A 12,785-nucleotide genomic window follows, 5' to 3' on the forward strand; every position below is an offset into this window, starting at 1 on the left:
CAATATTTGAGTTTTTCGCGGATTTCACATCAAAATGTGAAATGGTGCGGTCGAGAAGACTCGAACTTCCACTCCTGTTAAGGAACAGCGACCTCAACGCTGCGCGTCTACCAATTCCGCCACGACCGCACATCTAGGCTTGGTGAGGGGCGATATAGCGAAGGCTGAGGGGGATGTGAAGAGGAAAAGCGCCAGATCTGCAAAAAGATTTTCGCAATCCTCGCCCTGCCTCCGGGCACCCTGTCGGGTCCGACATGCTGGCCTTTGACATTTCGCCTGTTCACTGCCAAATGAAACCCTATGAAAGCACCTGAGAACATGCCGCCCGTCACCTGGGAAACCGCCGATACTCTTGTTGATTATGAACAGGCCGTTGCCCGGATGGAGGCCCATGCCGACGCGATGGCCCGTGGTGAGGCCGGTGAGATGATCTGGCTGTTGGAGCATCCGCCCCTTTATACAGCAGGCACTTCGGCCGACCCGAAAGATCTGGTCGCGCCAGACCGGTTCCCGGTCTACCCGTCAAAGCGCGGCGGGCAGTATACCTATCATGGGCCAGGACAGCGCGTGGCTTATGTGATGCTGGATGTGGGGGCGCGGGGGCGCGATGTGCGGGCTTTTGTGGCCGCCCTTGAGGATTGGGTGATCAAGACACTGGCCGAATTCAACGTGACCGGAGAGAAACGCGATGGGCGCGTCGGCGTCTGGGTTGTGCGCGATGACAAACCGCTGACCGTTCTGGGGCAGAAACCCGAAGACAAGATCGCCGCGATCGGTGTGCGCCTTCGAAAATGGATCAGCTTTCACGGCATTTCGATCAATGTGGAGCCGGATCTGGAGCATTTCTCGGGCATCGTGCCCTGCGGAATCTCTGAACATGGGGTGACCAGCCTGGTGGATCTGGGCCTGCCGGTCACGATGGAGGATGTGGATGTGGCGCTGCGGTGCTGCTTTGACGAGGTGTTCGGCTAGGACGGGTCCGAAAACGATCTGCCCCCTCACCCCGATTGAACGCTCCCCGGTCAGCGAAACTTTCCGCACTTCAACAGAGGGGTGCCTATGTCCATTCTGAGATCTTTCGGCCCCGCAATTGCCGGAGCCTCAGCCACCGAAGCGCTGCGGGCAGGGGTCGGGGCGCTGTTCGGGTTGGGGCTTGTCGGACTATTGCTCTTGTCACCAGACATTGATTTGCGGCTGGGTCTGTATCTTGTTGCGCCGTTCGGGGCGACCTCGGTTTTACTGTTTGCGGTGCCGAACAGCCCGCTGGCCCAGCCCTGGTCCGCAATTGTGGGCAATACTGTGGCCGCGCTGATTGGGGTGGCTGTTTGCCTGCTTGTGGCAGACCCCGTCCTGCGGGTTGCCCTGGCCGTCGGGCTTGCGATTGTTGCCATGGTTCTATGCCGCGCCGTGCACCCCCCGGCCGGGGCCGTTGCCATGACCGCAGCACTGTCCCCTGACGTCATTTCACATCTGGGGTTCTGGTTTGCCCTCACCCCCATTGCAGTCGGCACCACCGCATTGGTGCTGCTTGCGATGCTCTATGCCCGGATCACGCGGCGACACTATCCCTTTCGGCAGTTTGATGACCCCGGCACTCACGGCACGGATGACCCTTCCCCCACCGAGCGCCTTGGGCTTTCCGAGGAAGACCTGACAGGCATCCTTGAACGATACCGGCAATCGTTCAATCTTGGCGTAGAGGATCTGGCCCGCATGATCGGCGCGGCTGAACTGCAGGCGGCGGCACAGTCCTCTGGACCGCTGACAGCAGCAGATATCATGTCCCGAGAGCTGGTGCTGATCGGCCCCGACGCACGTCTTGGGGAAATCGCGGATCTGTTCAGCCTGCATCGGTTCGCATCCCTGCCCGTGGTAGGGCCGGATGCAGAATTTCTGGGGGTGATCTTTCAGATCCATCTGATCCACCAGGCACGGCAGGATGCGCTTCGACCCGATCACAGATATTTGCCAGCGCTCCGGCGTCTTTTGGATCGCAACCAGCCAAAACAGGTCCGGGCAAAGGACATCATGAGCGTCATCACCGCCAACGCAACCCCGGCGACACCTATCGGGGCGCTTCTTGCTTTGATGGCGGATGGGGACACCGATGCCGTTCCTGTGCTGGATCAGGGAAAAATTGTTGGAATTGTCACCCGGACAGACCTGATTTCCGCCTTGGCACGGTGTATCGTTCGCACAGCTTAACCCGCAACCTTTGACGTGTGTGTAGGGGGGGAGAGGCGAGCGGGAGCATATTCAGGAAAGAGCCGACAGAATCGGTTTGTTCCTTATTTTGATCCTTGGGCGGTTGGTCATCTTGCGGCTGCTCCCTGCGCGCCTGATCGCGTGTTTGGCCAGATCTTCCACCTCTCTTCTCATCTTATTTTTCGCCTTCCTCTTCGGCAAGTCCGCCTGCTTCACGGGTAACAGGATCAGCCGCAGTCACAATCTCGGGATCAATCACCTGAGGGAAAAGACACCGGCGGAAAACAATCGGCAGTGCCGCTGGCTCTGTAGGCAAATGAAACCCATCATCTTCTTTTCCCAAAAAAGAACGTAAGACTTTGTTTTAAAGCGTTTCGATTTATTATTGAGGCACAATAATGAGGTGAAACGCTCGAAGCCTACTGATGTTCGGGCGTTTCGAAATCAACTTGTGTTTCAAGTTAATCCGAAACGCTTTAATCTATTTTACTCCGCCGTAAACATTTCCATTCTTCCCGAGAAACATCCGCCGCTCAGCCCTGCAGGCCCCGTGGTGAATTTCCTTTGCGTGTTAAGGGCTTCGGCGAAAAGACACCATTACAATCAGTCATAGATCTGCCCCTTTCATTTCGGCCGAATTTGCGGCAAAATCTGCTTGGAAATAATGTCACGTGCAATAGCGTGGTTCTGTCAAACACGAGGACAAACATGAAAAAAGCTCTTACTTCCGCCGCTCTCCTTTTCGCTCTGACCGGAGCTGCCCAAGCCGAAGGTGATGCGGCCGCTGGCGAAAAAGACTTCAAGAAATGCAAAGCCTGTCACGCCATTGTCAGCCCAGAGGGCGACGTGATCTTCAAAGGCGGCAAAACCGGCCCGAACCTCTATGGTGTCGTGGGGCGTCAGGTCGCATCGGCAGAAGGCTTTAAATACAGCGCTTCAATCGCTGCTCTGGGTGAAACCGGCGCAGTCTGGACCGAAGAATTGCTGGTCACCTATGTCATGAATCCGAAAGGCTTCCTGCAAGAGCAACTGGGTGATGACAAAGCCAAGTCGAAAATGACCTTCAAGTGGAAAAAGCCGGAAAACATCATTGCTTACCTGGCAAGCGTGGCCCCGGCGATGGAAACCCCGGCTGGAGAAGCGGCCGAGGGCGAATCGACCGCCACCAACTAAGGCTGGCCCCTCAGACGGGCGCTGTTTGGCGCCGCCAACCGCACAGAATATGCGTCCCGGCAGGCTAATCCCCTGTCGGGACGTTTTTTTTACCCTGCCGCCTGCATCACATTGTTGCGCGCAGCCCCCTTCCTATACTAAACACGTTAAAAAACAGACGGGATGACTCCCCGTCAAAATCTAACCCGTAGGGAGGGTATCTATGGCGGACGCAGCCATTTCGAGCCATGACCACCACGATGATCGTGGGTTCTTTACCCGGTGGTTCATGTCCACCAACCACAAGGATATCGGCATCCTTTACCTGTTTCTGGCAGGTCTCACCGGCCTGATTTCGGTCAGCTTCACCGTTTACATGCGGATGGAACTGATGGAGCCGGGCGTTCAATACATGTGTATGGAAGGCGCGCGCTTCTTTGCTGACGCATCCGCCGAATGCACCCCGAACGGACACCTTTGGAACGTGATGATCACCTATCACGGCGTTCTGATGATGTTCTTTGTGGTGATCCCCGCCCTGTTCGGTGGTTTCGGCAACTACTTCATGCCGCTGCAGATTGGTGCACCGGACATGGCGTTCCCGCGGATGAACAACCTGTCCTTCTGGCTTTACGCGACCGGTGTGGCACTTGGCGTGGCCTCGCTGCTTGCGCCTGGTGGCAATGACCAGTTGGGGTCAGGCGTGGGCTGGGTGCTTTACCCGCCGCTGTCCACGACCGAGGGCGGATACTCGATGGATCTGGCCATTTTCGCGGTGCACGTTTCCGGTGCCTCCTCGATCCTTGGCGCGATCAACATCATCACCACCTTCCTCAATATGCGCGCACCGGGCATGACGCTTTTCAAAGTACCGCTGTTTGCCTGGTCGGTTTTTGTCACCGCCTGGCTGATCCTTCTGTCGCTGCCGGTTCTGGCGGGCGCGATCACCATGCTCTTGGTCGACCGCAACTTTGGCGGCACCTTCTTTGACCCGAGCGGTGGTGGAGACCCGATCCTTTACCAGCACATCCTGTGGTTCTTCGGTCACCCGGAAGTGTATATCGTGATCCTGCCCGGTTTTGGCCTGATCAGCCACGTCATCGGCACCTTCTCCCGCAAACCGATATTCGGCTATCTGCCGATGGTCTGGGCGCTGATTGCCATTGGCGTGATCGGGTTCGTGGTCTGGGCCCACCACATGTACACCGTCGGCTTGTCGCTGACACAGCAGAGCTACTTCATGCTGGCCACCATGGTGATCGCAGTTCCGACCGGCGTTAAGATCTTCTCGTGGATTGCGACCATGTGGGGTGGTTCGATTGAGTTCAAGACACCGATGCTGTTTGCCTTCGGCTTCCTGTTCCTGTTCACCATTGGCGGCGTGACCGGCGTGGTGCTGTCGCAGGCAGGTGTGGATCGTCTGTATCACGACACCTATTACGTGGTTGCCCACTTCCACTACACCATGTCGATGGGCGCGGCCTTCTGTATCTTTGCCGGTATCTATTACTGGATGGCAAAGATGTCGGGCCGTCAGTACCCGGAATGGGCTGGCAAGCTGCATTTCTGGCTGTTCTTCATCGGGGTGAACCTGACCTTCTTCCCGCAGCACTTCCTGGGTCGTCAGGGCATGCCGCGCCGCTATATCGACTATCCGGAGGCCTTCGCCTACTGGAACAAGATCAGCTCGATCGGCGCAATGATCTCATTCCTGTCCTTCCTGTTCTTCATCGGCATCGTGTTCTACACCCTGCTGGCGGGCCGTCGCGAAACGCGCCCGAACTACTGGAACGAATATGCGGATACGCTGGAATTCACCCTGCCCAGCCCGCCGCCGGAACACACCTTTGAAATCCTGCCGAAGCAGGAAGAGTGGGATAAGGGCCACTCGCACTAAGGTGAGAAACAAGAAAAGGCCCGGGCAAGTCCCGGGCCTTTTCTTTTGGGTCGGGGAGCAAGGGGGCGCTGCCCCCGTCCTTCGGACTCCCCCAGGGTATTTTCCACCAGAAAATAAGGAGGGGGGCTGTCTCCTGTCCCGGGTGAACACCGAAACACTGTCAAAGGGCATGAATGTCGAGGACCACAAATGCCATATGAGTGGATAAAGCCAAAGGAAATGGGCTCTCCGCGGGCAGAGCTGCATCTCTGGCCTTACCGGTCACTGTCACGGCGCGGGTTCGTCTGGGTGATCTCAGCGGTTTGTTTCGGGTTTGCGCTCCCGCTATTGGGGCTTCTGGGTCATCCCAGCCTATGGTTATTCCTGCCCATTTTGCTGGGCACGGTTGGTGGCCTTTGGTTTTTCATTGATCGTTCTTACCGGGACGGTGAGATTTTGGAGGAACTGAAGATCTGGCCCGACCGGATCACCCTGACCCGCGATGGGCCAGGTGGCGCCCATGCCGAATGGGAGGCCAACCCCTATTGGGTGACGGTAGAGATGCACCCCAAGGCGGGGCCGGTGAAGAATTATATCACCTTGAAGGGCAATGAGCGCGAGGTGGAGATTGGCGCGTTTTTGTCGGAGGGCGAACGGCCACAACTTTACACCGAACTGGTTCAGACCCTGCGGGGTGTGAAATCTGCGCAATAAAAAACCCCGCAAGACATGCGGGGTTTCCAAATGGGGTCGAACAGGTGCTCAGCCCAGCTTGTCTTTGACCATGGGGCCGACCCGACCGAAATCCATCTGGCCGGTGTATTTGGCCTTGAGTTCGCCCATCACCTTGCCCATGTCGCGGATGCTCTCGGCCCCCACGGCGGTAATGGCCGCAGCAACGGCGGCTTCGGTTTCTGCTGCATCCAATTGTTTTGGCAGGAAATCCTCGATGATCTCGATCTCGCCACGTTCTTTTTCAGCAAGTTCCAGCCGGCCGCCTTCTTCATAGGCGCGCGCGCTTTCCTGTCGCTGCTTCACCATCTTGCCGAGGATCGCCAGCACGTCAGCGTCCGAGGTCTGTCCCTCCTCGCCCCCTCCTCGCAGGGCAATATCACGATCTTTGATCGCTGCATTGATCAGGCGCAGGGTCGACAGCCGCACGGCGTCTTTGTCTTTCATCGCCGTTTTCAGGGCGTCATTGATACGGGCACGCATGTCCATGTCCTTTGGTCCGTTGTTGGTCCGAAGTCTGAATGTATCGAAAACCGCATTTTCAGGCAACACCCAACATATTGCGTCAGGCCTTTGAAATAAGGGAAAATATGTTTTTTCAAGACTCGGCATCTCCCCCTTGACCCATCCGGCTCCTCCCCTTAGGTTCGCGCCAATTTGGCCTGCCGGAGTCGAGAAAATGTCAGCTGCCCCCCAACCAGAAACCGCCACCCCCACCGCCTGTCTTGCCCTTGCCGATGGCACCATCTTTTACGGGATGGGCTTCGGGGCCACCGGCGTGACGACCGCCGAGCTGTGCTTCAACACCGCTATGACCGGGTATCAGGAAATCATGACCGACCCGTCTTATGCAGGCCAGGTTGTCACCTTTACCTTCCCGCATATCGGCAACACGGGCACCAATGTCGAAGATGACGAAACGGGCGATCCGGTTGCCGCTGGCATGGTGGTGAAGTGGGATCCCACCGATCCTTCGAACTGGCGCAACACCGAAGAGCTGACCCTGTGGCTGGAGAAACGCGGCCGCATTGGCATTGGTGGGGTGGATACCCGCCGCCTGACCCGCGCCATTCGTCAGCAGGGCGCACCGCATGTGGCCATCGCCCATGACCCCAACGGCACGTTTGACGCCGAAGCCCTTGTGGCCGAAGCGCGGGCTTTTTCGGGTCTTGAAGGGCTCGACCTGGCCAAGGATGTGACCTGTGCACAAAGCTACAAATGGGACGAAATGCGTTGGGCCTGGCCGGACGGTTTTCCCAAGCAGGAAAACCCGCGCCACAAGGTTGTGGCCCTCGACTTTGGCGCCAAACGCAACATTCTGCGCTGCCTTGCCTCGGCGGGCTGCGATGTGACCGTGCTGCCGGCCACCGCCACCGCTGAAGAGGTGCTGGCCCTCAATCCCGATGGGGTCTTCCTGTCAAACGGCCCCGGCGACCCCGCAGCCACCGGCGAATATGCGGTGCCCATGATCCGCGAAATCCTGGAAACCGACTTGCCGGTTTTCGGAATTTGCCTTGGACACCAGATGCTTGCACTGGCACTGGGCGCACAGACCATCAAGATGAACCACGGCCATCACGGTGCCAACCACCCGGTCAAGGAACATGAGACTGGCAAGGTAGAGATCACCTCGATGAACCACGGTTTTGCGGTCAACGCTGACACCCTGCCGGACGGGGTTGTGGAAACCCATGTCTCCCTGTTTGACGGGTCAAATTGCGGCATCAAGATCGAAGGCCGCCCGGTCTTTTCGGTGCAGCACCACCCCGAGGCCAGCCCCGGCCCAATGGACAGCTATTATCTGTTTGAACGGTTCGCATCGGCGATGGATGCCCGCAAATAAGCCAGCCGTTAAGTAAACGGCCGCGTTATAATTCCTAAAGCCCGCTCAGCAATGCGCGGGCTTTTTTGGTTAACGCCAATCAACTCGCCAATTATGGGTAAGGTTAACCGGGCGTTAACCATTTTCTACGCATGGTGACCGGATATACCTCCAAATCCGGCTCCCATGTCCGCAACACCGCTTCGCCTAATTCAGAACCATGACACATCGCCGCCAGCCCCGGCGATGACGGATGCACAGCACCCGCAGCGCAAGCAATTGGGACAGGTGCTGCTGGATATGGGCGCGCTTTCGAAAGAAAACCTCGAGATCGCAACCGCCTTGCAGCGCACGCAGGATGTGCGGCTGGGTGATATCCTGCTGGCTCACGGCTTCGTGCGCCGAGTCGACCTCTACGCGGCACTTGCGCGCCAGTATGGGTGCAGCATCGCCGATCTGCACCGGCACCCCCCGGATGTGCGGCTTATCGACGATCTCAGCGCAGATTTCTGCATTCGAAACCGCGTGGTGCCGTGGAAAAATGTTGGCGGTGGAACTGTCGTCATTTGTTCACGACCCGATGAATTTGAGGCCCTGCAGAAAGAGTTTCCCGCGCATTGGGGGCGCAGCTTTCTGGCCATTGCCCCGGAAGAGGACATCCTCGACAGCCTTGTGACCATGCGCCATCGCGCCCTGACCCAGCGCGCCGAAACCCGCGTGGCTGGACATGAAAGCTGCCGGGGCTGGAACCCCCGCACCGTTATCCGCTATGCAGCTCTCTTTCTGGCCATCCTGTGTGGCCTTTTCTTTTATTCCACCCTTGTTGGATTTTCGGTTCTGGTGAGCTGGGCCGTGTTCACCCTGCTGATGAATTCGGCGCTGAAACTGACCGCCAGCATTTTGTACTGGCGACGACAGAAAATCCCGGTGGATGATTTTGCTAGATCGGCAGATCTGCCCAGGCCTCATCGCCTGCCGATGATTTCGATCATGGTGCCGCTTTACAAGGAACGCGAAATCGCCGGACGGTTGGTTAAACGTCTGGAACGGATCATCTATCCCCGCGAATTGCTGGAAATCTGCCTGGTTGTCGAAGAAGATGACACCCTGACACAGAACACGCTGGCACAGGCAGATCTGCCGCGTTGGATGCGTCAGGTCATCGTGCCGCGTGGCGTGGTGAAAACCAAACCACGCGCCCTGAACTTTGCGCTCGATTTCTGTCGCGGGTCCGTCATTGGCGTCTATGACGCCGAGGATGCCCCCGCCGCAGATCAATTGCTGAAAGTGGCCCAGCGGTTTTCAGATCGTGGTCCGGAAGTGGCCTGCCTGCAGGGAAAGCTGGATTTCTACAATGCCCGCACAAACTGGCTAAGTCGTTGTTTTACTGTAGAGTATGCAAGCTGGTGGCGACTGGTCCTGCCGGGGATCGAACAAATCGGCTTTGCCATTCCCCTGGGCGGGACAACGTTGTTTTTCCGCAGACGCGCCCTGGAAGAGCTGGGCGGGTGGGATGCCCATAACGTCACCGAAGACGCGGATCTGGGCGTGCGCCTCGCACGTCATGGATATCGCACGGAACTGATTGATACCGTTACCGAAGAAGAGGCGAATTGCCGGGCCTGGCCCTGGATCAAACAACGCTCACGCTGGATCAAAGGGTATGCCATGACCTATGGGGTGCATATGCGCCATCCCGCGCGGCTCCTGTCTGATCTCGGGCTTTGGAAATTCATCGGCTTTCAATTGATTTTTCTCGGATCGCTGTCCGGGGTGTTGCTGGCCCCCCTGCTCTGGACCTTCTGGGCCTTCCCGCTGGGCCTGCCCCATCCCTTGCGCGACGTGATGCCCGATACCCTTCTGGCTCTGCTGGGGATCAGTTTTGCGGCTGCGGAACTCTTGACCATAGCCATCGGCATTCAGGCCGTGAGCGGCCCCAAACACAAATGGTTGCGAGGCTGGGTGCCCACCCTGCATTTCTACTATCCGCTTGCATCCATTGCCGCATTGAAAGGTTTTATCGAGATCGTCACCCACCCGTTTTACTGGGACAAGACCCAGCACGGGAAGTTTGACACGCCGGCCACAGCCACCATTTCAGAAAGTTCCGCAAAACCGGTTCGGGTTTGACCCGCGGCGGGACATTTCCAGCTGCACGACCAGGTTCAAAGCGGTGCTGCGCTTCAGGTTTGCCCTGTCCCCGTCATACGCCGTCTTGCGCGGAATCCAATTTGAGCCGGGTTTCAAACGCCTTGGAAATATGGGTTTTCAGCGCAGCACGGGCGGCCTCCCGGTCGCGGGCCTCTATTGCGGTCACAATCGCATCATGCTCAGCAATTGCCACTTCGCTGCGCCCCTCTGCCGCCAGAGACGTGGTGGCCAGCAGCGCCATGGTGCGATGCACGAGGTCAAGCTGTTGCACGAGATAGCGATTATGGGACGCGAGGTGCAGGCGCTTGTGGAACCGGCGATTGGAGCGAGCCAGGGCCGCCGGATCATCCAGACGCGCCCGATCGTCCTCAACCATTTCGCGCAACACGCGGATTTCTTCCGGTGCGGCGTGCTGGGCGGCAAGTGATGCGGCCAGGCCCTCAAGCTCGGCCCGCACAACATAGAGTTCAGCCAGTTGGTTATGCGTGAGGGACGCGACAATCAGGCTGCGCCCATCACGGGTCAGAAGCGATTGTGTTTCAAGCCGTTGCAAGGCTTCGCGAATGGGGGTGCGGGACACGCCGAACCGATCCGCCAGTTCGCTTTCAACCAGCCGATCGCCGGGTTTGTAAACCCCGACATCAATTGCCTCAAGGATCAGCTCGTAGGCATCTTTGTGCCCTGATTTCACGTCTGCCACCTGTTCCTCCCGGATCCATCTTCGCGCAAGTTATGCACAGCGAAGCGCCACAAAGCAAACCCCAAGCCGTCACATCTCGTCGCAGATGCGTCCTGATCGCGTTTCCCACCTTTCCCCCATCGGACCGAGAGGATAGATTTGCACCATGGTAGCTGATCAGTTTTCGCATATCTCGGAGTGGGTGTTCGACCTCGACAACACGCTCTACCCCCCTTCGGTCCGGCTGTTTGACCAGATCGAGCAGCGGATGACGGATTGGGTCATGCGAGAGCTTGGCGTGTCCCGCGACAAGGCCAACCACCTGCGGCAGACCTATTGGCGCGATCACGGAACAACCCTTGCGGGCCTGATGAGAGAGCATGATGTGGACCCGGCCCCCTATCTGACCGAAGTGCATGATATCTCCTTCGACGCGCTGGAGCCGGACCCGGCGCTGGCGGCTCGGATCAAATCACTGCCCGGGCGGCGAATTGTCTATACCAACGGTTCAGCCCCCTACGCAGAACGTGTGCTTGAGGCGCGCGGCCTGTCCGGGCTGTTTGACGCAATCTATGGGGTGGAGCATGCGGATTTCCATCCAAAGCCGGACCGTGCCGCATTCGAGGCAGTGTTTGCACGGGATGGGATCACACCTCGACAGGCGGCTATGTTCGAGGATGATCCTCGCAATCTGGCAGTGCCACATGATCTGGGAATGCGCACCGTGCATGTGGCGCCCGACGCAGTCCCCGCCCAGCATATCCACCATCACACCCATGATCTTGCGGGATTTCTATCCCACCTGACAAGTTGAGGCTCTTATGACCGATTACAACGTGGATCTTTTCATTTCCGGCGGTGGGATCGCCGGGCAGGTCACGGCCTGCGCCTTTGCCGCAGCCGGATTTTCAGTGCTGCTTGCGGATCCTTTTGTGCCGGTCACTACGGCAGATGAAGAAAAATCCGACCTGCGCTCCACCGCGTTTTTACAGCCGGCACGTGGGCTGTTTGACCGGATCGGCCTGTGGGACGTGCTTGCGCCGCATGCCAAACCGCTGGACCAACTGGCCGTGATCGACACGGTGGGGTGGCCTCCGGAAATTCGGGACCGCCGTGTGTTTCAGTCCGCGGATATGAGCAACGACCCTTTCGGATGGAACCTGATGAACTGGGTCGTGCGGCGCGAAATCTGGGGATATCTGCAGGATCAGCCTGATATCACCGCGCTTTATGGTCACGGGTTCAAATCAATCGTGAACCGTTCGGAGGAGGCGATTGTCACGCTGGACAATGGCGCGCGGGTGCGTGCCCGGATGGCGGTGGCGGCCGATGGCAAATTCTCTCCCCTACGAGAGACCGCCGGGATCACCGTCAGCACCACACGTTATGGTCAGAAATCCCTCGCCTTCACGGTTACGCATGACGTGCCGCATGACAATATCTCAACCGAAATCTACAACGAGGGCGGCCCTTTCACGATTGTGCCATTGCCTGACATAGACGGGCGCAATGCCTCGGCCATTGTCTGGATGAACAAGGGGCCGCGTGCGGTCGAACTGATGCAGATGCCGGTGCAGGAGTTTGAAGAGGTGATGTTTCATCGCTCCACCGGGCTGCTGGGGCGCATGCGGCTTGAGGGGAACCGCTCAGTCTGGCCGATCATTACACAGACCGCTGATCAACTGACTGCGGGGCGGGTAGCAGTGATCGCCGAAGCCGCACATGCATTGCCGCCGATCGGAGCTCAGGGGTTGAATACATCGCTGAATGATGTGATCGCCCTGCTGGATCTGGCACAAGCCCGCCCGACGGGGCTGGGTGATTCCGCAATGATGGCGGCCTATGACAAGGCAAGGAGCGCTGACATTGCCAGACGCGCCCGCGCCATTGACCTGTTCAACCGCGTCACCCGTTCTGGAGACGGGACCATGCAGGCGGTTCGCCTGATGGGCCTCAAGGCAGTGCACGATGTCGCTCCGATGCGAAAAACCATTATGAGAGCGGGGCTTGGCCCGAGATAGAAGCCCTCTTTTCGACATCCCCCTGTTGAACCTTCACCGGGGAAGCATCGAAGGACGGGCTACCAGCCATGCGACCATATGGCACAATTTGAAAATACAGCATTCCCTTTCGTGAACAGCTGCAGCATAAGGCGGCAAGCAAAATTC

Annotated in this window: 12 protein-coding genes and 1 tRNA gene; 9 read left to right on the forward strand and 4 right to left on the reverse strand. The window is 58.1% G+C overall.

What is annotated here, in order from left to right; translation table 11 throughout:
* Positions 1–42 precede the first annotated feature (42 nt).
* Positions 43–129, reverse strand: a tRNA-Leu gene (locus tag AKJ29_RS08570).
* 171 nt (positions 130–300) lie between these two features.
* Here AKJ29_RS08570 and lipB point away from each other — a divergent pair.
* Together lipB and AKJ29_RS08580 are read left to right on the forward strand one after the other, a co-directional pair.
* A complete protein-coding gene (lipB, locus tag AKJ29_RS08575) occupies positions 301–972 on the forward strand; it encodes a lipoyl(octanoyl) transferase LipB (RefSeq protein WP_235477369.1) in 672 nt (223 codons plus the stop codon).
* A gap of 87 nt (positions 973–1,059) precedes the next feature.
* Complete coding sequence (locus AKJ29_RS08580; protein ID WP_055189865.1) at positions 1,060–2,205, forward strand: HPP family protein; 1,146 nt, start codon at positions 1,060–1,062, stop codon at positions 2,203–2,205.
* A gap of 175 nt (positions 2,206–2,380) precedes the next feature.
* On the opposite strand, the gene AKJ29_RS20005 is transcribed toward AKJ29_RS08580, so the two are convergent.
* A complete protein-coding gene (locus tag AKJ29_RS20005) occupies positions 2,381–2,548 on the reverse strand; it encodes a hypothetical protein (protein ID WP_235477370.1) in 168 nt (55 codons plus the stop codon).
* 365 nt (positions 2,549–2,913) lie between these two features.
* Between AKJ29_RS20005 and AKJ29_RS08590 the strand changes: the two genes are divergently transcribed.
* From AKJ29_RS08590 to AKJ29_RS08600, 3 genes are all read left to right on the forward strand, one after another.
* The gene (locus AKJ29_RS08590) at positions 2,914–3,378 is read left to right on the forward strand and encodes a c-type cytochrome (protein ID WP_055189870.1); all 465 of its coding nucleotides are present in this window, start codon (positions 2,914–2,916) and stop codon (positions 3,376–3,378) included.
* Positions 3,379–3,580: 202 nt separating this feature from the next.
* Positions 3,581–5,254, forward strand: a complete 1,674-nt coding sequence (locus AKJ29_RS08595; RefSeq protein ID WP_055189872.1) for a cytochrome c oxidase subunit I — start codon at positions 3,581–3,583, stop codon at positions 5,252–5,254.
* A gap of 189 nt (positions 5,255–5,443) precedes the next feature.
* Positions 5,444–5,947: a DUF2244 domain-containing protein gene (locus AKJ29_RS08600; RefSeq protein WP_055189874.1), complete on the forward strand. Its 504-nt coding sequence runs from the start codon at positions 5,444–5,446 to the stop codon at positions 5,945–5,947.
* A 48-nt stretch (positions 5,948–5,995) separates the two neighbouring features.
* Here the strand turns inward: AKJ29_RS08600 and AKJ29_RS08605 are convergent, their stop codons facing one another.
* Complete coding sequence (locus AKJ29_RS08605; RefSeq protein ID WP_055189876.1) at positions 5,996–6,454, reverse strand: GatB/YqeY domain-containing protein; 459 nt, start codon at positions 6,452–6,454, stop codon at positions 5,996–5,998.
* A 190-nt stretch (positions 6,455–6,644) separates the two neighbouring features.
* Between AKJ29_RS08605 and carA the strand changes: the two genes are divergently transcribed.
* Both carA and AKJ29_RS08615 read left to right on the forward strand, forming a co-directional pair.
* Positions 6,645–7,808: a glutamine-hydrolyzing carbamoyl-phosphate synthase small subunit gene (gene carA, locus AKJ29_RS08610; protein WP_055189878.1), complete on the forward strand. Its 1,164-nt coding sequence runs from the start codon at positions 6,645–6,647 to the stop codon at positions 7,806–7,808.
* Positions 7,809–8,033: 225 nt separating this feature from the next.
* Positions 8,034–9,917 carry a glycosyltransferase family 2 protein gene (locus AKJ29_RS08615; RefSeq protein ID WP_055189880.1) on the forward strand — a complete coding sequence of 628 codons (1,884 nt, stop codon included), beginning with the start codon at positions 8,034–8,036 and terminating at the stop codon, positions 9,915–9,917.
* 73 nt (positions 9,918–9,990) lie between these two features.
* On the opposite strand, the gene AKJ29_RS08620 is transcribed toward AKJ29_RS08615, so the two are convergent.
* Entirely contained in the window at positions 9,991–10,629 is a 639-nt protein-coding gene (locus tag AKJ29_RS08620) for a GntR family transcriptional regulator (RefSeq protein WP_409360024.1), read from the reverse strand.
* Between the two features lie 154 nt (positions 10,630–10,783).
* Between AKJ29_RS08620 and AKJ29_RS08625 the strand changes: the two genes are divergently transcribed.
* Together AKJ29_RS08625 and AKJ29_RS08630 are read left to right on the forward strand one after the other, a co-directional pair.
* The gene (locus tag AKJ29_RS08625; RefSeq protein ID WP_055189883.1) at positions 10,784–11,431 is read left to right on the forward strand and encodes a pyrimidine 5'-nucleotidase; all 648 of its coding nucleotides are present in this window, start codon (positions 10,784–10,786) and stop codon (positions 11,429–11,431) included.
* Positions 11,432–11,438: 7 nt separating this feature from the next.
* On the forward strand, positions 11,439–12,638 hold the full coding sequence (locus tag AKJ29_RS08630) for an FAD-dependent monooxygenase (protein ID WP_055189885.1): 1,200 nt from the start codon (positions 11,439–11,441) through the stop codon (positions 12,636–12,638).
* Positions 12,639–12,785: the final 147 nt, after the last annotated feature.

Origin of the sequence: Aliiroseovarius crassostreae (assembly GCF_001307765.1) — a bacterium.
GTDB lineage: Bacteria > Pseudomonadota > Alphaproteobacteria > Rhodobacterales > Rhodobacteraceae > Aliiroseovarius > Aliiroseovarius crassostreae.